We start from the raw sequence: 26499 nt of genomic DNA, 5'->3' as shown, positions 1-26499 counted from the left end.
AACATTGAACTTTTATAACAAGGGATGATCATATGATATTCATTTACACTGATTTCGGCGGAACACATTCAACTGCACTCGCTGCAGCTTATCATTTAAATAAATTGCCAACTGACCGTAAGTTAACGAAAGAAGAAATATTAAATGTAGATTACTTTAATAAATTGAAAACCGAAGATATGGGGAAAATTATTTTTCATGGAATAGATGAAAATGGTAATCCTGTATATACAATTGGGTGCGGGGCATCTAAAGTCGTTGTACCTGCGATGAAGCATTTAGGAGAAATTTTGCAAAAACATTATCAAAGTCATGAAAAGATCGTTTTTTCTAATACATCACCAACTGTACCTTTACCAATGACTTTTGGCGGTCTGTTTTCTAGAAGATTTCATATTGACTTTATTGGTGTACCACTACTCGTATGGGGTGCAAAACTTAGCTGTGATAACATACAAAGACTTGTTAGTTATACGAAAGAAGCAGGTCGCTTGACGAACGATTATGTTGTGATTTTAGATAATGAAACTTTTAAATAATGTATGAGAAAAAGAAAATCGAGCAAATTTCTTGATTTTCTTTTTAATTTGTGAAAAAGACAAGAAATATTCACATTTATCATCTATCTACTATAGCCAAAACAATAAAGTCCTGTTACTATTACAGGGATATTCTCTTTTCATAACATAAATATATAGAAAAATTAGAAAAGAGGAATTGAATTAAGGGAGGAACAACATGAAGCGTGTTGCTTGGATTACTGATAGTACAACTGCGAGTTTTACAACAGAAGGAGATAACTTTGTTATCCCAATTGAAGTTATTATTGATGGTGTGTCGTATAAAGATTGTGAAGAAGGTGTGCGCGAGCGCGTTTATAATGCTTTAAACGAAGGTAAAACTGTCACTACATCACAACCTAACATAGGGGAAATGGTAGAGTTATTTTCGAAATGCAAAGAAGAATATGAAGAGGGATTTGCAGTTGCTATTAGCGGAAAAGTAAGTGGAACCTATCAAAACATGAAGTTAGCTGCAGAAATGGCAGGTTTCCCATTAACGGTATTAGATAGCGAAACAACAAGTTATCCAATGGATGAACTAATTAGAAAAGCGAAATCGTTATACAATGATGGTATGACTTTACAAGATATACACAAAACATTAGTAGATGAAAAAAGAAGACCTTTCCACGTATTCCCGAAAAGTTTAAAGGGTCTTTACGCAAGTGGACGTGTAAAGGGAGTTCAATTTTTACTTGGGAGTTTATTAAGTGTTAACTTAATATTAGAAGTAAAAGGTGGCGAGCTTTTACTTGAAAAGAAAGTTCGCAAAATCCAAAAATGTCGAGAATACATTAAAAATGAACTTGAAAAAGAATTACCAAAAGTACTTCACATGTTCCATGCTAACGATAAACCTGGAGCTGAAGAATGGATTGCAGATATTAGACAAGCATTCCCTGAAATGGATTTCAAACTATATCCATTACCAATTTCATTTGCGGTACATGCAGGTGAAGGTACAATAGCAATTAGTTATTAAGAAGAAAACCCGTGAATGATTCGCGGGTTTTTTATTTAATTAAATTGGAATCGGAGGCATATTACGTCGGCATTAATCAAAAAAGCTCATTTTATCGTTTTGGAGAGCAACCACAATTCCTTGACTTGATTTGAAATTAAAAATATAAACCTTTTCCTACTGGCTGAACAGTTTCTAGTACAATATCAACCATTTCTTCATTAAGCAGGGTCCTTATAATCCAAGCTGAGAGTTCTTGAGCAGCGAAACAACCTGCAGCAGTTGAAATATTTCCTTCGTTTACGAAACTTTTTTCAATAACCTCTACGCCAAATTCTTTAAGCTGTTCTACTGCGGATGGATATGTAGTTGCTTTTTTGCCAGTGAGCAATTTTTTAGCTCCTAATAGTAGTGAACCAGAACACATAGATCCTATTAATTGTCTTTGAGGATCTACATGAATGCTATTAATATATTCTTGGTTTTTATATAAATCTTGTACACCCTTGCCGCTTGCAAATATTACAGCGTCAGCAGAAGGAAGATCAAATATACTTGCTGTCATGGGAATACGTAAGCCAGACATGGATATATGAGTTTTTTCCGTTCCTAAAAGCTGGACATCCCAATCAGAAATACCACCAACTAAACGTACACGATTTAATAAATCCCATGGTAGGAAAACATCAATATCAGTAAAGTTATCGAAACAGACTATTGCAATTTTCATTTTCTAATCCTCCATTACTGTTATTAACAGTGCCAATTTAATCTTCTAATAAAAAAATGTTTTAACAGCTCATTCTAACTCGATATATACGTCTCTTTGTTTACAATATAAACTTCTCCTTTTTATGTTCTATATCAAGTTATAAATCCCTGTATATTACACGTATATGAAGGAGGTGTATTGATTTTTTAACTTCTCTAAATATAAAAAGATATAAAAATTTTTTCTTGGATTCTATCAATTTTTTTTGCACAAAACCAAAATCTGTAGCAATAACTCGTAAGGTATTGTGGATGAGGATTTTTAATATTCTCAAGGAAATAGGTGTAATTTATCACACATACCAATGAAATAAAAACGTCATCCTTTCTTATAAATCCACAGATAGAAACACGTTTTTAGGGGGCATTGTATCATTAGCTTACTAATCTATATATAATATGATTTTTATAATTTCCGTAAAATAATTTTGACGTATTTATTTTTTCAATATAGAATAATATTCATCCATCCAAATTTAACCAATATTATACAAAAGATATATCTTTTTAGTTTTAAGGGAAAGGTTAATATGAAAGTAAAGAAACTAGTTACGCTTGCAGTACCATTTATCCCACTTTATGTAGTAAAGCTCTATAAAGAGGGAGATGGGACTGTAAATTACATTTGTGAAATTACAAATGTGTCTAGGTCCTCATTATATTAGAAAGCTATCGGAAAGGAACAGTTAATGAATTATACCAAAAATCAAAAATATATAATAGAAAATAAGTTTCATATAGAGGTGGAATTATATGCCTAAAATTGACAATATGCTAGCAATTCTATGGATGCTTCGTTCAGGTGAAAAAATTACTGCGAAACAAATTTCAGAAAAGTTAGAGATAAATATAAGGACTGTGTATCGTTATATTGATACAATTTCAACTAGTGGCGTACCTATAATTTCAGAACCAGGACATAAAGGCGGATACACTTTATTGAACAATTTTATTGAGGCTCCTCTTTTTTTTGATTTTGAGGAGCAAACTTCACTATTTCATGCTGCTGTTTTTGCAGAAGAAGCCGGATATTATGGGGGTGAAGCATTAAATAGGGCCATTTCAAAACTAAGTAAATACTCAAATCAAGAGCAGGAAACAAAAATAAACCAACATTTAGCTAGTCTTGAAGTAATAAGCCGATTAACTTCACTCTCTATAGAAACTTTTTTGAAGGAGTTGGAGCAGGCCGTAGCTGACGGGTACTCAGTAAAAATTCTTTACCATAAAAGTGGCGAAAAGCAATTAAATTATAGATTGGTCGATCCATACAGAATTATCTATTGGAATAATAAGTGGTATGTGATTGGATTTTGTCATCTTAGGAATGATATCCGTATTTTTAGAGTAGATCGAATTGAAAGTCTAACGTTGACTGAAAATAAGTTTAACCAGCCAGAAAATTTTTCAGCAAGTGACTTTTTTATAAAAAGTCTTCTTCCAACTATAGAAGATAAGGAAAGTATTATTTCTTTGGTTATTAATGGGGATAAAAGTGTATTAGCTGATATTTGCCAACATTGGTTTTTAGGACATTATTTACAAGAACGAACTTCAAATCAAGCAGTTTTTCTTCTTGAAAAAGATATGATGCATACATATGTACCTTATTTACTTTTACCGTACAATAAATCTATTAAAGTTATTGAGCCAATAAGTCTTAAGAATAGACTTATTGAAGTTCTGTCGGAATTAATAAAATTTCATCAAGTATGATAACTTCCCTGACGTTAACTGTCAGGGAAGTTATATTATAATAGCTATATAAATTGTGATTGGAGTGTTATTGGATGCAAACAAAAAAAGCTTTTCTATATGTATTTAATACAATGTCAGACTGGGAATATGGATATTTAATTGCTGAACTAAATTCAGGAAGATATTTAAAAAAAGATTTAGCACCTTTAAAAGTAATTACAGTAGGAGCTAATAAAGAAATGATTACTACTATGGGAGGACTGAGCATAAAACCAGATATTTCCCTTGATGAATGTACTTTTGAGAGTAAAGATCTTTTAATTTTACCAGGAGGGACTACTTGGAGTGAAGAAATTCATCAACCTATCTTGGAAAGAATCGACCAAGCTTTAAAGCTTGGCACTATTGTTGCTGCAATTTGTGGTGCAACTGATGCCCTCGCGAATATGGGATACTTGGATACTAGAAAACATACAAGTAATAACTTAGAATATACTAAAATGGTATGTCCTAACTATAAAGGAGAAAAGTTCTATGAGTTGGAATCTGTGGTATCTGATGCGAATTTAGTTACTGCATCAGGAATAGCTCCTCTGGAATTTGCAATGGAGGTACTGAAAAAAATGGATGTATTTACACCAGATACATTACATTCATGGTATAAGCTAAATAAGACTCATAAACCTGAATACTTCTTCCAGTTAATAAATTCAATAAATAAATGAAATAACTAAAAAGCCTAACTTCTCAATTTAATATGAAGAAATTAGGCTTTTTTCATTTAGTGATGAAACCCATTATTACATTTCGTATCATGCGGCATAGGCCCGTCCAGGGAATCCAGAAAGGCAACGGTCTGTTTGAGGTTTCGCAAAAATAAATGTGCGAGATCCATGGAAAATCCATTTCGAACCACAACGCGCATAATTGTCACAGATTCCATATCTGGAGGCAATGGATAGGCGGGTACTTGCCAACCGAACACACGTAATTGTCGAGATAAATCATAAAGATTCCAATTTGATGTGTAACCTTCTTTTAGTCGCCAAGCGAAAACCGGAATATCCGAGCCATCGGACAAAAGTTCGAATGGTTCCATCTTCTGAATGGCTTTGCTAAGAAATAGAGCGACTTTCTGGGAAGCCCTTTGTATATCATAGTACCCACTTTTCCCCAAACGCAGGTAATTGTAATATTGTAGGAGCACTTGTGCGCCAGGACGAGAGAAATTCAGGGCAAAGGTTGGCATGTTCCCGCCTAAATAGGAGACACGGAAGATTAGATCCTCAGGGAGATCTTCAGCTTCCCGCCAAATTATCCAACCCAATCCAGGATAGACTAATCCATATTTATGTCCGGATACATTGATGGATTTCACTCTCGGTAATTGAAAATCCCAGACTAAATCTGGTTGAAGAAACGGTGCTATAAATCCTCCTGAAGCTGCATCTACATGCATGGGAATGTCAAGACCCGTTCTCGCCTGTAAATCATCTAACGCTTTTGCAATTTCGGCAACCGGTTCGTAAAGACCGGTATAAGTTTCACCGAGAATCGGTACCACACCAATCGTATTTTCATCCACGGCTGCGAGAACCCCCTGAGGATCCAATTGGGGATGTTCTGGGCTAACCTTTACATAGCGTGGTTCAACCTCCCAATAGTTCGCGAATTTTTCCCAAACGACCTGAACAGCCGAACTAAACACAATATTGGGACGATCCAACGGCTTCCCTTCACTTTTACGTGCATTTTGCCAGCGTCGCTTTAGAGCAAGCCCACCGAGCATACATGCTTCTGACGATCCAGTTGTTGAAACGCCCATAGTCGTAAGGGGGCTTGGCGAATGCCAGAGGTTGGCTAAGATACGCACACACCGCTCCTCAATTTCAGCTGTCTGTGGATATTCGTCCTTATCAATCATGTTCTTGTCGAATGATTTTGCATATAGTTGCTCTGCGGCAGGCTCCATCCATGTGCTAACGAATGTTGCAAGATTTAGGCGGGCGTTGCCATCAAGAGTAATTTCATCATGGACGATTTGATACGCTGTTTCTGGTAACATACCTTCATCAGATATATGAAAACGCGGAACGACGGATTCTCCTTCGCGGGCAAACAGAGGATTTACAGAAAATTCGTGAGGTAGCTCTTTTTGCATGTGACGCGGTAGAGATTGTGAATTATCTGGCATAATCTCTTTTCTTTCATATGCATGTTTTTGAACTTCTGCTTTTCGATCCTGTGGCATACAAGTCCCCCTTAATAAATTTTTTAACAAACATATTATTTACAAAAAATCATTTGTTAAACCAAGAGCACAATTCTATAGAACGACTTACCACACTCCTACTTTAGCTGAGTTTTCGCAACTTCGACCAGCGTGGGGTGATAGAACGTTGAAGATTTTACGGTTGCAACGTTTTTCTGCAACCAACCTCATATCTTCGTTTTTTAAAGAGCAATCTGTACAAGTAAATGATAGCAAACATGTTGGGCTATACCAACTGACATTCTTATCCCACCTACTTACTTCGCGTTCCTTGAGGAAGGAGTCTTTTTGGCTAAAGTGATAAATTTAATGAATTGGGTTCTTCCATCTTTCTTAAATGTAATCTTTGTGTGTATATTCTCAAATCAATACTTTTACCTTCATTATATTGATGATGAATAGATTAAAAATATTAATATCTGCGCATAATTCAGCCCTTGCTACTCTTAGTGTTTTTTTATTATACATGAGAGAAATAGAGAGAGTGTATTACGTGATTTTTTATATCAACTTTGTTTCTTAATTGTTTCTTCCATTTAATAGTACAAGTGATTTTATTAAAATAAAAGAAGAAAAACTCTTGGGTAGAAGGGGGATTTAGTAAAAATTTATTCAAAGAGGAAACTTTTATTTTCACTTCAAATATCCGTACAAAATTGACACTAGCAATAAAGGAATAGTTATTTGATTTTTAGGGAATGTAGAGGAATTTGATGATTCTTATATATTTGTCGGGCCTTCTATTGCACAGCGTAAAGATGGAGATTCTTTTTCCTTAGAACAGGAGAAGAGAAAAGTTAATTTTTATTTCTATGGGAACAGTATTTAACCAGCAACCCAACTTTTATCAAACATGTTTTGCAACATTTTGAGGTATCCTGGTTACTGTCATATTAGTTGTAGGGTAACAAAATGATGTTAGTCAATTAGAAATTAGAAAATAATCCTTCTAATTTTAAGTTATATAATTACGTTCCTCAATTAGATATTCTCCAACATACTGATCTATTTATTACACGTGGAGGAATGAATAGTTCCAGTGAAAACTTATATTTTGGTGTTCCCATGCTAGTTATTCCAGTTATGGGAGGTCAGCCTATAGTTGCTCAAAGAATAAATAGAAGAATTAGAAGCCGGAGTCCAGCTAAATTATAATTTGCTTACTCCAGAAATATTAAGTAATACAGCAATGCAGGTGTTATCAAATGATATTTATACAAAAAACAGCTATAGAATCGGAAAATATTAAAAAAGCGATAGAGAATATAACAAGGCAGTCGATAAAATTGAAACCTTTAAATTTAAAATGGGTGTTAGGTAAAGCAAAACTACTGTGACTTTAAAAGTGAACTATAAAAATGAGTTATATGGAGGGAACAAAAATGAAGAATTTAGAACAAAAATATCAAGAAACTAACTATCTACAATCTTATGAAAAAAGTCTAAAATTATGGCCAACTAATTTTTCATCTTACTTTGTACAAACATCCCAAGGAAAGACTCATATTATTGAAAGTGGTAATAAATTAGCACAACCTCTCGTATTACTCCATGGGGCAAAAATGAGTTCGACAATGTGGTATTCAAATATTTTGCAATGGAGTAAACAATTCAGAATTATGTGTGTTGATATTTTAGGAGATAAAAATAAAAGTATTCCTAAAAAAGACTTTACAAATCGTTTAAGTTACGCACTATGGTTAAAAGAAGTATTACATACATTAGAAATTAGTAGTACGAATATTGTAGGATTGTCATATGGTGCTTTGCATACCGTTAATTTCTTGACATTTTTTCCAGAGATGGTAAATAAGGCTGTAATAATGAGTCCTGCAGCAACGTATATTCCTTTTCATCCTTTGTTTTTTTCCTATGCTTCAGGAATGATGAATAGTAGGGAAGGGGTCGAGAAATTTTTAGATTGGATTTTTAATAAGCGATACACTATTCATCCTTTTATTCAAGAACAATTGATAGCAGGAATGATGCGGAATCATTCTGTGAAAAATGAAACTCCAACAGAACAAGGATTTCCATATATTTTTAAAAATCAAGAGTTAGCCAAAATTCCAACGCCAATGCTGTTAATGTTAGGAGAGAATGAAGTAATGTATAATCCAATAGAAGCTTTCAAATGTGCTGAAAATTCATCACCCAATTTAACTGTAGAATTAGTGAAAGATGTAGGCCATTTAATGTCTATGGAGAATCCTCAATATATAAATGATCGCATTTTAAAATTTTTTAATAAATAGGACAACCTCTAGTATTCCATTGCAGACGCTACATGGGGTAGCACCACATGCCCATCAACTTAACATTTTGAAGTGCCCCCAAAACGAAAATTTTATTGTTTTATAGTTATTTATGAGAACTCAACTCATGTTCTTCGTTTTGGGGAGTTACCAATTTCTTAAGTTGATGGCAATTGTGTATTGTCCCTGATTAAAGTTAGTTTAAATCTTTGTATCCGCAATCATATTTGTTCACCAAATTGAGGTTTATCATAGGAATCGCATCATATGTCTGTCAACTTGGATTAGTACCAACGTTGCTATAATAAGGGAGAATGTAAATATTTTAAATAGTAGAGTTTTGACTTCCGGAACTTTTTTTGTGGAGTTACTTCAAAATCTTAGCTTGCTAACGATGTGTGGCGATTCCTAATATCTGCATAATATTTAGTCATATATCTTTAGTATATTAATTTCTTGAGAAATATTGCAACAGAAGCGTTCTATATATTAGATATATCATTTTTGTAACATGAAGGGGCATAGAATAGTACGGTAAAGAGTAGGATTAATGTTAGGTCATTCAATAGTTATACTGATAGGGGGGGAAATTAATGAAAAAACTAACTTTTAACGATTTGAACTCGCCGGAAACTATGCGTAATCCCATTATGTTCTATAAAAACCTTATGGAGCAAAAAGAGCGTTTCTTTCACATTGATGACTTTTATGGAATGGGAGGGGCATGGGTTGTATTTCACTATGATGATGTGGTTGCTATTTTAAAAGATTCCCGTTTTATCAAAGATTTACGAAAATTCACACCGCCTCATTATAAGCAGAATCCCATTGAGGAGAATACAGCAGTGAGTAAACTATTTGAATGGCTTATGAATATGCCGAATATGCTTACGGTAGATCCTCCTGATCATACTCGCCTACGTCGGCTAGTCTCTAAATCCTTCACACCACGTATGATTGAAGACCTTCGTCCTCGTATTCAGCAAATTGCCGACGAATTGTTGGATGTTGTACAGGAACAAAGAAAGATGGAAATTATTGCAGACTTTGCTTACCCACTACCCATTATTGTCATTTCAGAGATGCTTGGGATTCCCGCCACTGATCGAAATCAGTTTCGCGCATGGACACAAGAACTGATGAAGGCCTCAGTGGATCCTGGTCAAGGGACTACAGTGACAGCAACACTTGAAAAGTTTATTAATTATATTGAAATATTGTTTAACGAAAAACACCTAAATCCTAGTGATGATTTGATAAGCGCGCTAGTTCAAGCAAAAGAGCAAGAAGACAAGTTGAGTAAGAACGAGCTTCTTTCGACAATTTGGCTTCTTATTATCGCTGGACATGAAACGACAGTTAATCTAATTAGTAATGGTGTACTAGCGTTACTTCAACATCCTGAACAAATGAATTTACTAAGGCAAGATCCTTCTCTGCTGGCTTCCGCTGTCGACGAACTTTTACGCTATGCTGGTCCAATTATGTTTAGTAGCCGTTTTGCTAGTGAAGATGTGACAATACATGGAAATAGAATACGTAAAGGTGAATTGGTTCTACTCTCCCTGACTGCTGCAAATATTGATCCGAACATATTTCCTTATCCAGAGGAATTGAATATTTCACGGGAGGAGAATAACCATTTAGCCTTTGGGGCTGGTATACATCAATGTTTGGGAGCTCCATTGGCGCGTTTAGAAGGACAAATTGCATTAGACACTTTGTTAAAGAGGCTACCTAATCTCCGCCTAGCAATCGAAGCAGATCAATTGATTTATAACCATAGTAAAATTCGTTCCCTTGCAAGTCTACCAGTTATTTTCTAACCTAAGATCCGACATTAGTACCGATAGTGATTAAATTATATATAGTTTTGGAATAAAGGTTAATTAAAAGTACCTTATAAAACTCGATTTTAGATAAGGATATCGCCACATTGTTATAAAACTAAAAATTTATAGTACCCCAGAACGAAAAATTTGTGTCATTTATAAAAAGAAGGTCATTCTTATCGTTTTGGGGATACTTCAAAATATTAAATTACTGGTGGTACTAGCCCTAAATAAATCCTAGATACTAGTGCTAATTAGTCTGTTTATTTTGCTTAACCAACACAGAGAATCATATTAATTCAAGCCCTCTATACTTCTCGACAGAATATATAATATTCTCCACGAGCCATTCGTACATCTGCACTATACAATGAATCTTTTAAAAAAAGTAATCGGTTTTGTTTTACTTTCAAACATTATTAGGCACACCAATATAAATAGTACCATTTTTTCATTCCGTAAATAATGTTAATGAAAAAGGTGAAAGGATTTTTAAAGCTAAAAACAGAAATCTGTATAAGAGAATATTTCGATGGTAGGGATATTATGAAAATCGGTAAGTTTGGAGAAGTAAATAACATAAGTATTGATACAATTAGACATTATATGGATCTCAGTCTCATTATTCCTGAAAAAAAGGGAGGGCACTATTTTTTTGATGAGTATTGTCAAACAGATTTAGAACTCATTTTATATTACAAAGATTTAGGATTTAGTTTGAATGAAATTAAAGAACTATTTTTTTATAAAAATTTAGCGAAATCTATGAATTACGAAAAAGATACTTTTTACCAATCTTTATTTAAACTGAAATATGACAAGATGGAACAGGAAATAGAACTTTTAGAGGAGAAACGGGATAAATTAAAGGGAGTGTTACATGATTTATTATTAACAAATGAAACTTCTAATTCAATTATAGGGATAGATTTAAGTGTACTACATTTACTTACATGTTATAAGTGTAGCAAAAAACTAATTCTTCAAGATGGAATAATTACTAACAATCAAATTACAGAGGGGAAGTTAATTTGTAATTGTGGTAAAGAATACAATATTACTTCAGGAATTATAACTGTTGGTAAATCATTTAAAGCAAATGAGCTGACGTCACTTGATGATACTATTTCGGATTATATTCATGAAACGGATACTGCTTTTTTAGAAAATATACAGAAGGGAGGAGAATGGGCGAAAAAGAAACTAATGCAGCTAGATTTAAATAATAAGATACTACTGGATTTAGGATCCGGCCTCGGATTCTTTTTACGGAATAGTTATGAAGAACTACCGGAAGATTGTTTATATATTGCTGTTGATCGAGATTTGAATAAACTTTTATTTTTAAAAGATGTAATTGAAAAAAGAAATCCTAAAAGAAACATTTTATTTATCTGTGCTGATTTTTTAAATATCCCTATTCAAAAAGATTCTGTTGATATTGTAATTGATCAGTCTGGTACAAGTAATTATAGTTTTGAACATGAGGCTTTTTTATTACACGAATTAAATTCGCTTTTTAAACACGATTGTTATTTATTAAGCTCATTTATTTTATTTAATAAATTTAGTATAAATAGCCAAATTACAACTAGATTTCGAGAGAATTTTAAACTTTCAAAAGTAATGAAAGAAATTCATAATCTAAGGTTTCAATCCATTGATGAACGAACGTCAAATTATTTGGAACGGGGCGGAAAATACGAGGATTTCTTTGTTCAAGGAGAAGAAATTTATACATATTCATTTTTCGGAAAAAGATGGGGTTAACCCCATCTTTTATTTATTTTCCCTTCAAACTTTTCAAATCGTACATATTGCGATTGGGTTGACCCGAGAACTTACAATGTACGTAACACAAAATTAGGCAGGGGGAAAAGTTATGGCAAGTTTACGATTACATATGGAAAATAAAAAAAGAAACCAAGAGCTAAGAAATATTTGTTTATATTCAATTGCAAAAACAGTATCACTATTCGGTAGCTCTATTTATAGTTTTGCATTAGGATTGTATGTTTTACAAATAACTGGATCAGCGTTAAATTTCGCGATTACGCTCATATTAGGAACAATTCCAATGATTGTTATGAATCCATTTGCCGGTGTAATTGCTGATAAGGTTGATAAAAAGAAACTCGTCGTTTGTATGGACGTACTAAGCGGATGCTTATTAATAACTGTTTATATATTAAGCAGCTATTATGGTTTAAACTTATTCATCGTTTATACTACTACCTTTCTTATGACAGTATTTACAACATTTTTTGGAATAGGGTTAGAGGCTGCAAAACCAAATATCGTCTCTAAAGAGAGACTAATGAGTCTTAACTCTATAAGTAAAATTATCGACTCTATATCTTTAATTCTAGGACCTATGTTAGGAGGCATTGTTTTTGCAGTCTTTGATATGAAAACTTTTATAATTATTAACGGTATTTCATTTATCCTTTCGGCTATATCCATATTGTTTATAAACTTTAAATTGTGTGAGCAATACATAAATGAGGAATGTTCAATTAGAAAAATTAAATTTATTAAAGATATAAAGGAGGGATACTCTTACTTAATGGAGCGGGAAAGCTTAAAAAATACGTTTTGTATTTTAATTTCACTTAATTTCTTCTTAGGGTTTGCTGTAACTGTTCCATTGCCATACATTATTAATACAGTTCTCAATCTTAGCTCTAAACAATTTGGTATGATTCAAGGGACTTTTCCAGTAGGGATGATAATTGGTGCAATGGTAGTAAAAAAGATAACTGATCGTTTTTCTTACTCCTATCTTTTGAAAAAGCTAAGTTCTATGTTGTCAGTTATTATGATTATTTCAGGGATTCCAGTTTTATTCAAAAGCTTCGAAGTGAATGATTTTGTATTCGTTATTACGTATTGCGTTATTATGTTCTTTTTAGGGCTAATGATAGCATTAATTGATATCCCTTTAATTTATTTTATGCAAAGAGAGATTCCAGTTGAATATAGGGGCAGAGTGCTTAGTATTGGATTAAGCATAGGTAAAATGATGCAGCCGATAGCACTGGCATTATCAGGTCTATTATTAAATCATATTCCAGCCTACACGCTTCCAATTGGAGGAGGGATCGTATTTCTTATTTTGAATCAGGTTTACTCAAATAAATTGAATTTAGAAATTCATTCAAAAGGGTATAGTGTTGAACGTAATTAAATAATATGGAAAAAGCGCAGGATCATCATCCTGCGCTTGTCTATCGTAATTCAGCTGTTTTTCTAATAACAATCTTATCAATATCGTCTTCTTCATCACCAATAAATAACCCGCGTTCTTTTAAGTACGCTTCAAAATATAAATCTGCTTCTGCACGTTCATCATATGGTTTTACAGATAGAACGAAACCTAATTTGTTTTGTTCCTCTAAATGAGAAGTGGAAATGTAAGCTGGTACATTGTGTCGTAAAAAGAGTTCTTTAACCGGAATAATCATATCTTTCATTAATTTCGTTAACATGCCCATCTCAAACTCGAAATTAAAGCGATCTATACTACATAAATCGGCGAATACTACACCGATAAAACCTGTATTAAATACTTCTTGATATTCTACGTCTTCGTCATGATTACCGTAAAAATTCTTTTCGATTAAATAATTTACAAAATAAGCAACACCGTCACTTTGTTCAAATGGTTTCGTTGAAAGAACAAAGCCGATTTTCTTTTGTTTATGTAAATATACACATGACATATATGCTGAAATGTTATGTTCCTTAAATAGAGAACTTGTTGCCCCAGAGAGACCATCTAATACGTGATGAACAATTTGAAGTTTTTTACGAGCGAAATAATAGGATTTCTTTTGTAACTCCAATGTATCAATAAAGACAGAGCCGATAAAGCCTGTATTTGAAATGATAGGTGTTTGCTTTTTTCTTCCTCTGCGCTTTGCTTGAGCCATTGTAAAAATCATCCCTTCATGTACAATTAAAATAAAAAGAACGTTTGTTCGTATATTTATATTTTACTATTAAAACGCTCTAAAGTAAAGGGTTTTTGACGAAAAAAACAACAAAAAAGACACCTGCAAAAGGTGCCTTAAACGCTGTAGGGAAGAGGGTTCATCCATACAATTTATATTATGACACAGAAACAATCTCTTCTGTATCTTCTACATCTAAATGACAGTCCATAGTACGAACATCTTGATCTTCATGACTTCCGAAATAAATAGTAATTTTCATATGTATCGCTCCTTTATTCTAGGAATACCTAAAATAATTACTAGTAATGATAATATTTATTATATACCACTTTTTTCATTCCGACAACGTTATATCATTTTTTATTCTTTAAGGGCGCAAAGAGTAATGTGAAGAGATATTTTTATAGAAATAGGTACATTTCTTATATGTTATATTTAATACTGAAGTATTCGAATACAAATTTTATAAAAGGAGCAAAATGGATGAATTTTAAACAGTTACTAATAGATAATTTTACATATAAAACTTCATATATTGCGCGGCAGGCACAGGGAATGAATGTGAAAGAAACGAAGGATTACATTGCTGTCGACTGTGGTTTACCTGCAGATACATTTAATATCATTACTTTACTAAACAATAATGTAACAGAAGGGATCGAGAAATTATATAAAGAGGTAAACAACTATAATCAAAAGAAATTTCCAATGAGTGTTTGGTTTTGGGATGATAGGTACGAGCAGACTATAAAAAGCGAATTAATAAAACTGGACTTAAAAGAAGCAGAACAAAATATTGCAATGGTCGCAGAATTAAATACAATTCATCCGACAATAAACATGCCAGAAGGTTTTACAATACAAAAAGCATCTTCACCAGAACAAATTAAAAAGTTTGGAGAAACGTTAGCTAATTTGTTTGGTTCATCAGAGGAAGGTATACATGTACAAGCATTCTACAATCAAACTGCTTCTTTCGACTTATGGAATAGTGGGAATATGAACCTATACTTAGGACTTTATAAAGATGAAGTCATATCGGTTGGTTCATTAGTATGTACAAAAGATAGTATTGGTATTTATGATATAGCAACGAAAGAAGAAATGAGAGGAAAAGGATTTGGTTCTACTATGTTTCATTACTTGCTGCAAGAAGCAAAGGAATTAAACGTTGCTCAATGCGTATTACAAGCTTCACCTGATGGGATTAATATTTATAAAAAGGCTGGTTTTCAATCTGTTGGACAAATGACTGTATTTGAAAATCGACATTTATTTGAATAAATTATCCAAGCCAAATTGCTTTCATGTAGGAGTTAATACATCATTATGAAAAAGATATATATCGTTACAATACTTTGCATCTTTATAGTAATAGGTACTTTTGTTTTTCATAAAGTAAATGAACGTAAGTACACAAAAGCTATTAATCAATCGAATCATATAAAAAACATTGCACATAGAGGGGCTTCGGCGTATGCACCGGAACATACAATTGCTGCGTATAAATTGGGACAACAATTAAAAGGCGATTATATAGAAATAGATCTCCAAATGACAAAAGACGGATATTTAGTAGCTATGCATGATGAAACATTAAATCGTACTACAAATGGTACAGGCCTAGTTAAGGAACATACATTAGAAGAAATAAAGCAACTAAATGCAGGCTCTACTTACAATAAAAAGTATCCAAATTTAGCAAAGAAAGAATATGAAAATGCTAAAGTTCCAACACTCGAAGAAGTAATTGAAGTGTTTGGGCATGACGCGAACTATTATATTGAAACCAAATCACCTGATGAATATCCAGGAATGGAAGAAAAGTTATTAGAAATTATTAATCACTATGAAATACAGGATAAAGTTATTATTCAATCATTTAGTGAAGAAAGTTTGCAAAAGCTCCATAGTTTACATATTAATATGCCCCTGGTGCAATTATTATCCTATAAGAAGGCAGTTCAATTAACTGAATTAGAGATAAAAAAGTATAAAACATATTGCATTGGTCTTGGAATGAACTATAAATATATTGATTCAGCTTATGTAAAGAGAATAAAAAAACACGGATTAGAAGTTCATCCATTTACTGTAGATAATGAACAAGATATGAAAAAGTTACTTTTATGGGGAGTTGACGGGATGTTTACGAATTATCCGGATCGTTTACATTCATTATTAAAGTTTTAATTAAAAGAAACTGTTTTTAACGTAATAGTTTATATAGGTTTTCGAGTAATATATAATTAAATTAATCTAGTTAAACTAAAAAGGAGTGTAAGTAGGATGAATATATTAGCTGTTGTCCCACGCCTCTATGTTTCAGACTTACAAACTCATCTAGAATTTTACAAAATACTATTAAAGCAAGAAAAACCACACGAATTTCAAATGAACGGAACGCCTGTGATTAGATTTACAAATTTACTTTTAATTGAAGAATTAAAAGAAACAATTAAGAATCATGTTGCTGCAACGATTGTAATTGATGATCTCAACGAAGTAAAAGAACTAATCTTAAACTATAACGGTGTAATGATTACTGAACCAATACAAGTACCCACAGGTATGAAAATGATAATTCGTCATCCAGATGGTAATATCATTGAATACATAGAGCCGACATTGAAATGAAATATGAAAAAGACGTGAAGAAGAATCCAATAAGCATATTGGATTCTTTTTTGCTAGTTTTACGAACCGAACGCGAAAGAATACGACATTGGGTATTATTTTTCATAAGTTTAGTCAGAAAGTAACGAAAATGTAATGAATTTTAACTACGCTTTTTATATTTTTTTGATACACTGGCTACGAGAGGAATACCGATTAATGTAGGTAAAAACCAAAACCATATAGGTGGCAGTAAATTAATTATGGGAATATGAATACCGACGTTTACTAAAAGTGCGGTTACCGCACCTATATAAGAACCTAACATACCTCTAATATGGTGGTGGATCCAATTTTTCCAGCGTTTTTTTCGTGCAAGGTAGCCATAAATCGCAAAAGCATAAGAGAAAATTGCTACATAAAATAAATATGCGATTTTATCCCAGTTTATAATGGATAATATAATTGCAGTGAGGGTAATGACAACATAGGATGCATGATATATTTCGCCCCATTCCGTATGTTTCCCTTTCTTCTTTTGAGCAACCATCGCCACAATACCGGTAATTAAACATATTGTTCCAAATAAAATGTGGATGGTCAAAAGAACATTGAAAATACTCATAATAATTCCTCCTTTTTTATTTCTATAGTATTGCAGTATAGGAGAAAAGTTGAAACATATCGTTTATTCGTCTTAATATATTGAAATAAAGGTACTCTTAGAACAAATTTTCTTGAATTTAGTGAGTCACGTATTACGTGAAATGAAGGAGAGACTTCCATGTTTACATCTATTACATATTTACAATCAGGGAATGACAAGCAACAAAAGGTTTATGATGTTTTGAATAAACTAAACATCATGGAGGATTTAGCTTTATATAATCCCGTTCTTTGCGGGACTATACCTATAAGAATTGATACGCTTCAATCTGACTTAGATATAGTAATGGAAGTACATAACTTTGATGTTTTTGAACAAGAAATGAGATCTTTATATGGTTCTTATGAAGGATTCAAAATAAAAAAGAAAAAAATTAAAAATACCGAATCGATAAAGGTGAATTTTAAATTTGAAGGTTTTGATTTTGAATTATTTGCCCAGCCTAAGCCAGTGCGTAACCAAAATGCGTATAGACATATGATAGTAGAACACATGTTATTAATGCAGCATCCACATATAAGGGAAGAAATTATTCGCTTAAAAGAGAAAGGTTTAAAAACAGAGCCTGCTTTTGCTCAAGTATTAAACATTGTCGGAGATCCTTATGACGAACTTATTTTATTGGGACAGGAAATGAGATTGTGGTAAATAAGATATACAAAAACTCCTCCATAGAAAAAGAGGAGTTTTTGTTATGCCATTAGCTTACGAATTAATTCACTCAACAATTTAATCCCGTTAGTGATTTGTTCAGGGGAAGCATATCCATACGATAAACGTATGTACTGATCTGATTCTTCTTCATAGATACGTCCTGGGTTTAATAGAACCCCTTTTGATAGAGCCTCTGAAAATAATTTCTTCATCGGAATGCTAGGTACTACCTTTAGCCATATAAAAAATCCACCACTAGGAATATCCCACGTTGCAACATCTGCACAATACTTATTTAAAGCCCGTATCATGATTTGTCTTCGTTCTTTTAGTTGAATTCTTACGTTTGCAACATGTTCCTCATAAAAACCTTTATTTATCCATTCGGCAGCAACCCTTTGAGATAATGAACTCGATCCATAGTCTGTTTGCATTTTTATATCTGACAATCTATCAATAACTGGTTCAGGTCCAATAATCCATCCAATTCTAAGTCCTGGGCTAAGTGTTTTAGATAGGCTACCAACATATAATACATGTCCATGTTTATCTATCGACTTTAAAGGGACTGGAGGTGGTTCATCAATCCATAACTCGCGATAAATATCATCTTCAATAATAGGTAACTGTTCCTTTTCACATATTTTTATTATTTCTTTTCTTCGCTCTTTAGACATTAATATCCCTGTTGGGTTTTGAAAACTAGGGATAGAATATAAAATGTTTTTCTTTTTACTATATTTAATGCGTTTTAATAATTCGTTAGGTAAAACACCGTGATGATCCATAGCTATACCAGATAAATTTATATTTACTGATTGAAATACATGAAGTGAATATAAGTAAGAAGGTTGTTCAAGTAAAACAGTTGATTCTCTATGCAAAAGACCAATTGATATTAATTGCAATGCTTGTAATGCACCAGAGACGATTAATATAGAACTCGGTGACGTATGTATTCCGAATGATTTTACGTATTTACTTATTGCTTTACGTAACGGATAAAACCCTTTTTGTTCTTCGTATCCAAAATAATCTAATTCCTCACTTACTTTTTTCATAATGGACTGCATCGTTTCTAACGGAAAAAGATGAGGAGCAAGTTCGCCTTTACTAAGATGGATAAGTTTGTTATTTGCTTCTGCCTCATTTATTTCTCGTACCATTAACTTGCTTGGTTTATGAATACCGGCCTTTACATATTCACTCCAATCAGGTGGTGGATTCGTTGCTAATAATGACCATGTATTATTCGTTACAATTGTTCCTGCTCCAATTTTCCCTTGAATCAGTCCATCAGCCATAAGTTCATCTAGTGCAGTTATTACAGTGCTACGATTTACTTGAAATGATTTTGCTAACTGCCTTTGACTAGGGATCTTACTTCCAATTGGCCACTCTCCATTTTCAATTTTTTCTTTCATATAATCTACTATCTGCCGATACTTAGGCAGTTTTTTACTATTTGTCATAAATAAACTCCCCTCGTTCACTTAAAAAATGCCAAGTGGTTGGTTTTTACGATAAGTAACTGGTTGAAGACATTGTATCAACTATTAAATATGATGAAAAGAAATAATTGGTAATTATAAAGTGGTTGGTTTATTAGGGAGGGAGAGACAACATGCATAATAAAAAATGGGATTTACGCATTATATGCGCTCACGTTTTTACGATTCTTATATGGGGATCTGCTTTTCCGGCAATTCGTATGGGGCTTTCATCTTATACACCTGAGCATCTGACTTTACTACGTTTATTAATCGCTTCATTTATACTTCTGTTGTTTTCTTTTATTTACAAGTTACGAATACCGGATTTAAAGGATATCCCAGCAATTTTTATATTTGGTGCTTTAGGATTTACTTTTTATCACATAGCATTAAACTATGGTGAAAAAACAGTAAATGCTGGATCGGCAAGTTTAATCGTTTCCGTCACACCTATAGTAACGGCAATTCTTGCTTCTATTTTTTTGAATGAAAAAATGAAATTAAATGGATGGATCGGTGGTGTAATTAGTTTTATAGGAATTGCTCTCATATCATTTAGCCAAGGAGATGCTATTCAATTAAATAGTGGGGGATTTTTTATACTATTAGCAGCGATTTCAGAAAGCTTATATTTTGTTTTCCAAACTTCTTACTTAAAAAAGTACGGCTTCTTACCATTTACGATATATACAATTTTATCTAGTACGGTATGTATGCTTATTTTCTTCCCGGGAATGTATACAGAAATACTAGCAGCTCCTCTTGAAGTGAATATGAGTGTTATATATTTAGGTTTATTTCCAACAGTACTCCCATATATCGCATTGGCTTATATCATATCTCATTCTGGTGCTGCTGAAGCAACAAGTTCTCTATATTTAACGCCAGTAACTGCATGTTTCGTTGCTTGGATATGGTTAGGAGAAGTACCGACTTTTGTTTCAATAATTGGTGGGGGGATTACTATACTTGGAATTTTGATTGTTCATATACCAGTATTAAGAAAAGAAAAACATAGGAATCTAGCAAATAATCAATCCGTATAATGTAATTCAATAATGATTTTATGATACTTTTTATATAGTTTCTTTCTTATGTTGATAAATATAATATTTTGTATTTCAGTTAAATATTGTATGTTACATTTTATGTAGTAAGCATTTTAAAAGGAGCTGACAACATAGAGCATTTTATGAATTTACAGGTGATAAAACTTGGCTTACTGTTATTAATAATTTGTACGATGTTTATACACAATTTAGTAATAAGTACTCTCCAAATACAGGACTTATTTCAGATTTCGTTGTAAAAAAACCACCACAACCCGCACCTAAAGACTTCTTAGATGAGTCAGAATATACAAATGCATATTATTACAATGCTAGTCGGGTACCATTGAGAATTGTAATGGACTATGCGATGTACGGTGAGAAGCGAAGTAAAGTCATTTCTGATAAAGTCTCTTCATGGATTCAAAATAAAACGAATGGAAATCCTTCTAAAATTGTGGATGGTTATCAATTAAACGGATCTAATATTGGTAGTTATTCAACTGCTGTATTTGTTTCACCGTTTATAGCTGCAAGTATAACGAGTAGCAATAATCAAAAGTGGGTAAATAGCGGTTGGGATTGGATGAAGAATAAGAGAGAAAGCTATTTTAGTGATAGTTATAATTTATTAACTATGTTATTTATTACAGGAAATTAGTGGAAACCTGTACCTGATGATAAAAAAATACAAAATCAAATAAATGATGCAATTTATGAAGGATACGATAATTAATTAAATTTGAGAATGGTTACTTAAGAAAGGAATTAGCATACGCTAGTTCCTTTTTAATATTTTGTAAAACATTATCCATTCAAAAATTCGCATAGATATACTTGCTTTTTTCATATACATAGTTATTGATGATGCTATGTTTTTGTGAGGGGAGAGTATTTCTTGGAAAAAGTATTATTTTTCGGAGACCCAGGTATTGATGACTCATTTGCCATTATGTATGGTTTACTGCATCCCGAAATTGAAATTGTCGGTATTGTAACCGGATACGGAAATGTTGAGCATATACATGCTGCACATAATGCAGCGTATATTTTACAGTTAGCAAATAGACAAGACATTCCTGTCATTAGTGGTGCAACAAAACCACTTACAGAAGAAATCACTACGTACTATCCTGAAATTCACGGAGCAGAAGGATTAGGGCCCATCCATGTTCCAGAAAATATATTATCTATTCCAATATATAATTTCGGCAGTATTGCTGCGATTCTTATAAAGTACGGAAAAGATTTAACGATTGTTGATGTAGGAAGATCTACCTCGTTAGCAATTGCTTTTAATTTATGGAATGATTTAATGCTAAATGTAAAAGGAATCTATTTCATGGGTGGTGTTTTTTTAGAAGTAGGAAACGTTACGCCATTAGCAGAGGCAAACGTGTATGGGGATCCTATAGCAAGTAAAATTGTTTTCCATCAAGCAAAGAATTTATTCATATTCCCTTTAAATGTAACAAACAAAGCTGTGTTAACACCAAATGTATTTAACTATATTCAAGCTAATACAAAGAATCCATTTCATATGATAATGAAACCAATGTATGATTACTATCTATCCGCATACCAAAAACTTAATCCATCTATGGAAGGACCTTTGCTACATGATGTGGTTGCAATAAGTGGATTAGTAAATCCAAGTTTTTTTGAATTTGTGCATCGTACAGTAAATGTAGATACATACGGAGATACGAAAGGACAAACATTTGCTGATTTTCGCCATAGCTCTATATCTGAAGGAGCCCGTATAGCACTAGAAATAGATGAACAAAAATTCATTCAAGATTTTATAAAAATCATGTTATAAGTTGTAGTCGAAAAAGGGAATTATTTCACTACGTTGAATATAAACATACATCCTCTATATAAGGGAGCTTACAATATTGAATGTCCAGTTAAAGGGTGTTACGAGAGAAAATTGGGAAGAAGCATTAAAGCTACAAGTTAAAGAAAATCAGTTAAAATTTGTTCCATCCGTAGCAGTTTCGCTTGCTAAAGTATATATAAAACCAGATGGTGACAATGTAGAGTACATGCCATTTGTGATATATGATGGCGACCATATGGTTGGTTTTATTATGCATGCTGTTGTAAGAGAGACAACTGATATGTATTGGATAAACGGTTTTATTATTGATCAAATGCAGCAAGGTAAAGGTTATGGAAAAGCGGCATTACAGGAAAGTATCTATTTAATAAAAAATACATTTAAAGCGTGTAGAGAAATTAGATTAACAGTACATAAAGATAACATCTCTGCTAAGAAACTATATGAACGTTATGGTTTTCAATCATTGGGACATGATTATGATGGTGAGCAAGTATATCGCTTATTCGTTTAATTATTATGTAATAAAGGTGTGAAATGAATTATGCAATTTACTGAAGTGAAAATTGAAGTATTTATCCCTGAAGAATACATTGAAATGTTGAGGAATGAGTTAAATAAAATTGGTGCTTGTAAAACGGGAGAATATGATCATTGTCTGTCCTATAGTTCTGTGAAAGGATACTGGAGACCATTAAAAGACGCATCGCCTTTTAACGGGGAAATTGGTCAGATTTGTGAAGGCCAAGAATGTAAAATTGAAATAAAGTGCAAACGGGATCTTGTAAAGGATGCACTTGAAGTCATTAACAAAATTCATCCGTATGAAACACCTATGATTTATATTATTCCTATATTAAATGACTATTTTAATCAAATATAAAGTAAATGAATGGGAGGAATAGCAATTGAAAAATAAATTTCATCATATTGTACGAGCTGTTATGATTAAGGATAAAAAATTGTTAGTAGCTGAATATATTGGCCATCATTATTTTTTACCAGGTGGTCATGTTGAAGTTGGCGAATCAGCTGAAAATGCATTAATAAGAGAACTACAAGAAGAACTCGGAGTAAATTGTAGTATAAAACAATTTTTAGGAGTCATAGAAAACCAATGGCAAGATCAAGAAGTTCTTCACCATGAAATCAATCATATTTTTGAGATAGATTCACAAGAGTTACATATTGATTTCATACCAAAATCTAAAGAATCTCATTTAGCGTTTCACTGGATTGATTATAATCAAGATGCTTTACATACTTATAAAATCATGCCAGTACCTTCAGTTAAAGAGTTACTAGAAAGAAAATTAAGTGATGAACTACTAAACTGTTGGATTAGCAATTTTTAAACGCCTCTATCAATAGTAAATCCGTCTGCCAAAAAAGAAAGTAAGAAAATAGGCTAAAAAACAAGGTACATCACCTAGAGTAAGTTCATATTTTGTTGATGTACGTATTTAGTCTATAGTCTTGTTTCTACTTTATTTGCAAAAATAGATGAACTTTAACATCTGGACGGAATTTATTTTTATAAATGGAGGGTTTCGTAATGAATCAGTTTCAACAAGAACTACAATCATTAAACCTTAATGATTTTCAAACTGGTAATGTTGTTTATTGGGATCAACAACAAAATCAATATCCATATTATTACATCCAAGGCGATGTACGTCGGTGCGGTGGATGCGGACGCTGCGGTGGTTGTGGCGGCAGATGTGGTGGATGCGTAGGTTGTGCAGGATGTTTCGGTTGCTTTAATTGCTGGAACTGGTGGATCATTTAGGTATAGAATATCAAAACTATTTTACATGAAAGAAAGGTGTGAAAATTATTTTGCACTTTTCTTTCATGCTGTAATTGCACAGTTGAGTGAACTTGGTGAACGCGTACCAAAAGGATCATATCAAATATTAGGAATTACGGGGCCAACTATATTAATAATACCTGAATATAATGTAGTTGTTGCAAAAATGTATAATAAAAGATATAACTACGACGGTGATAATTATTTATATTATTTACGTGAATTCAGCAATTTAGTCGCGGATACATTTCGTAACGGTAATAGGGCATAATTACTCCTATAATGAAAAGGAGTGAGAGAAAGTGAAAGATAAAATGAATAAAAACAAAAAGCAAAACATTAAAGATGTAAATACAGAGCAAAATGCAATTTATAGCGATCCGAAAGATGCAGCTAATATGCAAACGGTACCGCAGCCGAAAGATTTTGATGAAATTGAATATTAATTTTTCGTTTATCCGACCATATGATGAATCAAAAATACACCTTAAGTCCCATCACATGATTGAAAACTTTTGGTACTCTATATACATAAGCATTTGAAAATGTCTTATCTTAACAAAGCTTTCTTTAAGTAAATCTAATATAACCTGCAAAAAGACACTTCATTATGGAGTGTCTTTTTGTGTACATGAATTCAATTTCCATTTTTCATGCAGTATCTTGCTTTTTTATGATGGTTATACTAACTGTGAAAATTCATGTCACGATAAAAGAAGGGGACAGTTAGTATGAAACAAACCTCTATAAATCCGTTACTAATTGTTCTAGGTACAATCATTGTTCAAATTGGCCTTGGAACAATTTACACATGGAGTTTATTTAATCAGCCCCTTGTTAGTAAGTTTGGATGGAACCTTAATGCCGTTGCGATAACTTTCTCCATTACAAGCTTCTCTTTATCATTTTCAACATTATTTGCAGGAAAGTTACAGCAAAAATTAGGGCTTCGAAAACTCATCGCTACTGCAGGGATTGTGCTGGGACTCGGTTTAATACTTAGTTCACAAGTTTCTTCCTTACCATTACTTTATTTATTAGCTGGTGTAGTAGTTGGTTATGCAGATGGAACTGCTTATATCACATCATTATCTAATTTAATTAAATGGTTTCCAAATCGAAAAGGACTTATTTCTGGTATATCTGTTTCTGCATATGGAATGGGTAGCTTAATCTTTAGATATATAAACGGAAGTCTGATCGATAGCCTTGGTGTATCACAAGCATTTTTATATTGGGGTATCATCGTTTTACTTTTAGTATTAATCGGATCGTTCTTCTTACATGAAGCAATAGTAAGTAATACTGTAACTGAGACATTACACAATGATTATACGCCTCGTGAAATGATGCGAACGAAACAAGTATATCTTTTGTTTTTTATGCTATTTACGTCGTGTATGGGTGGTCTATATTTAATCAGTATGGTAAAAGATATTGGGGTACAGCTCGTTGGACTTAGCGCTGCAACTGCTGCTAATGCCGTCGCAATGATTGCAATCTTTAATACAGTAGGTAGAATCATTCTTGGAACGCTATCAGATAAAATTGGCCGAATGAAAATTGTCTCTGCAACGTTTATTATTATTGGATTGTCAGTCTTTACATTAAGTTTCATTCCATTAAATTACGGGATTTATTTTGCTTGTGTAGCCAGCGTAGCCTTTTGCTTTGGTGGTAATATTACAATATTCCCAGCCATTGTTGGGGATTACTTCGGTTTAAAAAACCATAGTACAAATTACGGGATTGTATACCAAGGGTTCGGATTTGGTGCGCTTGCAGGATCATTCATCGGAGCATTATTCGGTGGATTTCAGCCGACCTTTATTATAATCGGTATTTTAAGCGTTATTTCCTTCGTTATTTCGATATTAATTCGTCCACCAAAAGCAGATAAGAAAAAGGAAATAAAGCAGCTACATCGAAAAATAGCTTAATTCTACAAAAGGGTCCTCCTACTAGGGCTCTTTTTTCACGTTAACTTTGCTAAGAGCAGATAAATGAAATACTCAATTAACTTTTTTATATTTTAAAACGAATAAATGGTAGAATGTAA

26 protein-coding genes and 4 pseudogenes are annotated in these 26499 nt (G+C 32.8%); 24 read left to right on the top strand and 6 right to left on the bottom strand.

Going from position 1 to position 26499, the window contains the following annotated elements; genetic code table 11:
- The first annotated feature begins 32 nt into the window (after positions 1–32).
- The gene (locus MR083_RS03495) at positions 33–539 is read left to right on the top strand and encodes a DUF3189 family protein (RefSeq protein ID WP_016717602.1); all 507 of its coding nucleotides are present in this window, start codon (positions 33–35) and stop codon (positions 537–539) included.
- A 199-nt stretch (positions 540–738) separates the two neighbouring features.
- The gene (locus MR083_RS03490) at positions 739–1545 is read left to right on the top strand and encodes a DegV family protein (protein ID WP_000831949.1); all 807 of its coding nucleotides are present in this window, start codon (positions 739–741) and stop codon (positions 1543–1545) included.
- A 136-nt stretch (positions 1546–1681) separates the two neighbouring features.
- Here the strand turns inward: MR083_RS03490 and MR083_RS03485 are convergent, their stop codons facing one another.
- The gene (locus MR083_RS03485; RefSeq protein WP_000684437.1) at positions 1682–2254 is read right to left on the bottom strand and encodes a DJ-1/PfpI family protein; all 573 of its coding nucleotides are present in this window, start codon (positions 2252–2254) and stop codon (positions 1682–1684) included.
- Between the two features lie 619 nt (positions 2255–2873).
- Here MR083_RS03485 and MR083_RS03480 point away from each other — a divergent pair.
- The 3 genes and pseudogenes from MR083_RS03480 to MR083_RS03470 form a co-directional block, all read left to right on the top strand.
- Positions 2874–2985, top strand: a pseudogene (locus tag MR083_RS03480) (helix-turn-helix domain-containing protein); the annotation flags it as partial.
- Between the two features lie 63 nt (positions 2986–3048).
- On the top strand, positions 3049–4011 hold the full coding sequence (locus MR083_RS03475) for a helix-turn-helix transcriptional regulator (RefSeq protein WP_242268555.1): 963 nt from the start codon (positions 3049–3051) through the stop codon (positions 4009–4011).
- 74 nt (positions 4012–4085) lie between these two features.
- Positions 4086–4718, top strand: a complete 633-nt coding sequence (locus tag MR083_RS03470; RefSeq protein WP_242268554.1) for a type 1 glutamine amidotransferase family protein — start codon at positions 4086–4088, stop codon at positions 4716–4718.
- Positions 4719–4774: 56 nt separating this feature from the next.
- Here MR083_RS03470 and MR083_RS03465 read toward each other — a convergent pair whose 3' ends face one another.
- Positions 4775–6244 carry a glutamate decarboxylase gene (locus MR083_RS03465; protein WP_001135422.1) on the bottom strand — a complete coding sequence of 490 codons (1470 nt, stop codon included), beginning with the start codon at positions 6242–6244 and terminating at the stop codon, positions 4775–4777.
- Between the two features lie 1008 nt (positions 6245–7252).
- On the opposite strand from MR083_RS03465, the gene MR083_RS28135 reads away from it, so the two are divergent.
- The 3 genes from MR083_RS28135 (at position 7253) to MR083_RS03450 (ending at position 10346) form a co-directional block, all read left to right on the top strand.
- On the top strand, positions 7253–7420 hold the full coding sequence (locus MR083_RS28135) for a glycosyltransferase (protein WP_318825955.1): 168 nt from the start codon (positions 7253–7255) through the stop codon (positions 7418–7420).
- A 227-nt stretch (positions 7421–7647) separates the two neighbouring features.
- Positions 7648–8520: an alpha/beta fold hydrolase gene (locus tag MR083_RS03455; RefSeq protein WP_242268553.1), complete on the top strand. Its 873-nt coding sequence runs from the start codon at positions 7648–7650 to the stop codon at positions 8518–8520.
- 593 nt (positions 8521–9113) lie between these two features.
- Positions 9114–10346: a cytochrome P450 family protein gene (locus tag MR083_RS03450; protein WP_000736948.1), complete on the top strand. Its 1233-nt coding sequence runs from the start codon at positions 9114–9116 to the stop codon at positions 10344–10346.
- Between the two features lie 314 nt (positions 10347–10660).
- Here MR083_RS03450 and MR083_RS28320 read toward each other — a convergent pair.
- A pseudogene (locus MR083_RS28320) lies at positions 10661–10772 on the bottom strand (DUF4318 domain-containing protein); the annotation flags it as partial.
- A 126-nt stretch (positions 10773–10898) separates the two neighbouring features.
- Between MR083_RS28320 and MR083_RS03445 the strand changes: the two are divergent.
- Together MR083_RS03445 and MR083_RS03440 are read left to right on the top strand one after the other, a co-directional pair.
- Positions 10899–12122, top strand: a complete 1224-nt coding sequence (locus MR083_RS03445; RefSeq protein WP_242268552.1) for a methyltransferase domain-containing protein — start codon at positions 10899–10901, stop codon at positions 12120–12122.
- A 112-nt stretch (positions 12123–12234) separates the two neighbouring features.
- Entirely contained in the window at positions 12235–13539 is a 1305-nt protein-coding gene (locus tag MR083_RS03440; RefSeq protein ID WP_242268551.1) for an MFS transporter, read from the top strand.
- Positions 13540–13579: 40 nt separating this feature from the next.
- Here the strand turns inward: MR083_RS03440 and MR083_RS03435 are convergent, their stop codons facing one another.
- Positions 13580–14296, bottom strand: coding sequence for a hypothetical protein (locus MR083_RS03435; protein WP_002021581.1), 717 nt, complete (start codon positions 14294–14296; stop codon positions 13580–13582).
- Positions 14297–14791: 495 nt separating this feature from the next.
- Here MR083_RS03435 and MR083_RS03430 point away from each other — a divergent pair, with 495 nt between their 5' ends.
- From MR083_RS03430 to MR083_RS03420, 3 genes are all read left to right on the top strand, one after another.
- Positions 14792–15592, top strand: a complete 801-nt coding sequence (locus tag MR083_RS03430) for a GNAT family N-acetyltransferase (protein ID WP_242268550.1) — start codon at positions 14792–14794, stop codon at positions 15590–15592.
- A gap of 45 nt (positions 15593–15637) precedes the next feature.
- The gene (locus tag MR083_RS03425; RefSeq protein WP_242268549.1) at positions 15638–16501 is read left to right on the top strand and encodes a glycerophosphodiester phosphodiesterase; all 864 of its coding nucleotides are present in this window, start codon (positions 15638–15640) and stop codon (positions 16499–16501) included.
- A 96-nt stretch (positions 16502–16597) separates the two neighbouring features.
- Positions 16598–16945: a VOC family protein gene (locus MR083_RS03420; protein ID WP_242268548.1), complete on the top strand. Its 348-nt coding sequence runs from the start codon at positions 16598–16600 to the stop codon at positions 16943–16945.
- Between the two features lie 142 nt (positions 16946–17087).
- Here MR083_RS03420 and MR083_RS03415 read toward each other — a convergent pair whose 3' ends face one another.
- Entirely contained in the window at positions 17088–17549 is a 462-nt protein-coding gene (locus MR083_RS03415) for a DUF2306 domain-containing protein (RefSeq protein WP_000021776.1), read from the bottom strand.
- Positions 17550–17708: 159 nt separating this feature from the next.
- Here MR083_RS03415 and MR083_RS03410 point away from each other — a divergent pair, with 159 nt between their 5' ends.
- Positions 17709–18239 (top strand): DUF4269 domain-containing protein, encoded by a 531-nt coding sequence (locus tag MR083_RS03410; RefSeq protein ID WP_000495174.1) that lies wholly within the window; start codon positions 17709–17711, stop codon positions 18237–18239.
- Positions 18240–18283: 44 nt separating this feature from the next.
- Here the strand turns inward: MR083_RS03410 and norG are convergent, their stop codons facing one another.
- Positions 18284–19717, bottom strand: a complete 1434-nt coding sequence (gene norG / locus MR083_RS03405; protein WP_242268546.1) for an efflux pump transcription regulator NorG — start codon at positions 19715–19717, stop codon at positions 18284–18286.
- A 152-nt stretch (positions 19718–19869) separates the two neighbouring features.
- On the opposite strand from norG, the gene MR083_RS03400 reads away from it, so the two are divergent.
- The 10 genes and pseudogenes from MR083_RS03400 to MR083_RS03355 all read left to right on the top strand — a co-directional run bounded on the left by MR083_RS03400 (position 19870) and on the right by MR083_RS03355 (position 26380).
- The gene (locus MR083_RS03400) at positions 19870–20784 is read left to right on the top strand and encodes a DMT family transporter (RefSeq protein WP_242268544.1); all 915 of its coding nucleotides are present in this window, start codon (positions 19870–19872) and stop codon (positions 20782–20784) included.
- A 136-nt stretch (positions 20785–20920) separates the two neighbouring features.
- A pseudogene (locus MR083_RS03395) lies at positions 20921–21523 on the top strand (glycosyl hydrolase family 8); the annotation flags it as partial.
- Positions 21524–21685: 162 nt separating this feature from the next.
- Positions 21686–22609, top strand: coding sequence for a nucleoside hydrolase (locus MR083_RS03390; protein WP_242268542.1), 924 nt, complete (start codon positions 21686–21688; stop codon positions 22607–22609).
- Between the two features lie 76 nt (positions 22610–22685).
- Entirely contained in the window at positions 22686–23144 is a 459-nt protein-coding gene (locus MR083_RS03385) for a GNAT family N-acetyltransferase (protein WP_242268540.1), read from the top strand.
- 30 nt (positions 23145–23174) lie between these two features.
- Complete coding sequence (gene cutA / locus MR083_RS03380) at positions 23175–23513, top strand: divalent cation tolerance protein CutA (protein WP_016717611.1); 339 nt, start codon at positions 23175–23177, stop codon at positions 23511–23513.
- A 25-nt stretch (positions 23514–23538) separates the two neighbouring features.
- Complete coding sequence (locus MR083_RS03375; RefSeq protein ID WP_242268538.1) at positions 23539–23985, top strand: NUDIX domain-containing protein; 447 nt, start codon at positions 23539–23541, stop codon at positions 23983–23985.
- Between the two features lie 200 nt (positions 23986–24185).
- The gene (locus MR083_RS03370; protein WP_242268536.1) at positions 24186–24419 is read left to right on the top strand and encodes a heterocycloanthracin/sonorensin family bacteriocin; all 234 of its coding nucleotides are present in this window, start codon (positions 24186–24188) and stop codon (positions 24417–24419) included.
- 73 nt (positions 24420–24492) lie between these two features.
- Positions 24493–24711: pseudogene (locus MR083_RS03365) on the top strand (hypothetical protein); the annotation flags it as partial.
- Between the two features lie 31 nt (positions 24712–24742).
- A complete protein-coding gene (locus MR083_RS03360; RefSeq protein ID WP_000653369.1) occupies positions 24743–24886 on the top strand; it encodes a hypothetical protein in 144 nt (47 codons plus the stop codon).
- Positions 24887–25171: 285 nt separating this feature from the next.
- Positions 25172–26380, top strand: coding sequence for an L-lactate MFS transporter (locus tag MR083_RS03355; protein ID WP_242268534.1), 1209 nt, complete (start codon positions 25172–25174; stop codon positions 26378–26380).
- Positions 26381–26499: the final 119 nt, after the last annotated feature.

It is taken from the genome of Bacillus cereus group sp. BfR-BA-01408 (assembly GCF_022663305.1).
GTDB lineage: Bacteria > Bacillota > Bacilli > Bacillales > Bacillaceae_G > Bacillus_A > Bacillus_A pacificus.
Note: the sequence above shows the minus strand (reverse complement) of the source record. Positions and strands in the feature narration are given on the sequence as shown.

Coding starts and splice junctions, on each gene's coding strand:
- MR083_RS03440 (WP_242268551.1), top strand. CDS start 12,235: ATGGCAAGTTTACGATTACATATGGAAAATAAAAAAAGAAACCAAGAG.
- MR083_RS03400 (WP_242268544.1), top strand. CDS start 19,870: ATGCATAATAAAAAATGGGATTTACGCATTATATGCGCTCACGTTTTT.
- MR083_RS03435 (WP_002021581.1), bottom strand. CDS start 14,296: ATGATTTTTACAATGGCTCAAGCAAAGCGCAGAGGAAGAAAAAAGCAA.
- MR083_RS03450 (WP_000736948.1), top strand. CDS start 9,114: ATGAAAAAACTAACTTTTAACGATTTGAACTCGCCGGAAACTATGCGT.
- MR083_RS03455 (WP_242268553.1), top strand. CDS start 7,648: ATGAAGAATTTAGAACAAAAATATCAAGAAACTAACTATCTACAATCT.
- cutA (WP_016717611.1), top strand. CDS start 23,175: ATGCAATTTACTGAAGTGAAAATTGAAGTATTTATCCCTGAAGAATAC.
- MR083_RS03425 (WP_242268549.1), top strand. CDS start 15,638: ATGAAAAAGATATATATCGTTACAATACTTTGCATCTTTATAGTAATA.
- MR083_RS03430 (WP_242268550.1), top strand. CDS start 14,792: ATGAATTTTAAACAGTTACTAATAGATAATTTTACATATAAAACTTCA.
- MR083_RS03475 (WP_242268555.1), top strand. CDS start 3,049: ATGCCTAAAATTGACAATATGCTAGCAATTCTATGGATGCTTCGTTCA.
- MR083_RS03490 (WP_000831949.1), top strand. CDS start 739: ATGAAGCGTGTTGCTTGGATTACTGATAGTACAACTGCGAGTTTTACA.
- norG (WP_242268546.1), bottom strand. CDS start 19,717: ATGACAAATAGTAAAAAACTGCCTAAGTATCGGCAGATAGTAGATTAT.
- MR083_RS03465 (WP_001135422.1), bottom strand. CDS start 6,244: ATGCCACAGGATCGAAAAGCAGAAGTTCAAAAACATGCATATGAAAGA.
- MR083_RS03415 (WP_000021776.1), bottom strand. CDS start 17,549: ATGAGTATTTTCAATGTTCTTTTGACCATCCACATTTTATTTGGAACA.
- MR083_RS03355 (WP_242268534.1), top strand. CDS start 25,172: ATGAAACAAACCTCTATAAATCCGTTACTAATTGTTCTAGGTACAATC.
- MR083_RS03420 (WP_242268548.1), top strand. CDS start 16,598: ATGAATATATTAGCTGTTGTCCCACGCCTCTATGTTTCAGACTTACAA.
- MR083_RS03485 (WP_000684437.1), bottom strand. CDS start 2,254: ATGAAAATTGCAATAGTCTGTTTCGATAACTTTACTGATATTGATGTT.
- MR083_RS03495 (WP_016717602.1), top strand. CDS start 33: ATGATATTCATTTACACTGATTTCGGCGGAACACATTCAACTGCACTC.
- MR083_RS03470 (WP_242268554.1), top strand. CDS start 4,086: ATGCAAACAAAAAAAGCTTTTCTATATGTATTTAATACAATGTCAGAC.
- MR083_RS03370 (WP_242268536.1), top strand. CDS start 24,186: ATGAATCAGTTTCAACAAGAACTACAATCATTAAACCTTAATGATTTT.
- MR083_RS03410 (WP_000495174.1), top strand. CDS start 17,709: ATGTTTACATCTATTACATATTTACAATCAGGGAATGACAAGCAACAA.
- MR083_RS03445 (WP_242268552.1), top strand. CDS start 10,899: ATGAAAATCGGTAAGTTTGGAGAAGTAAATAACATAAGTATTGATACA.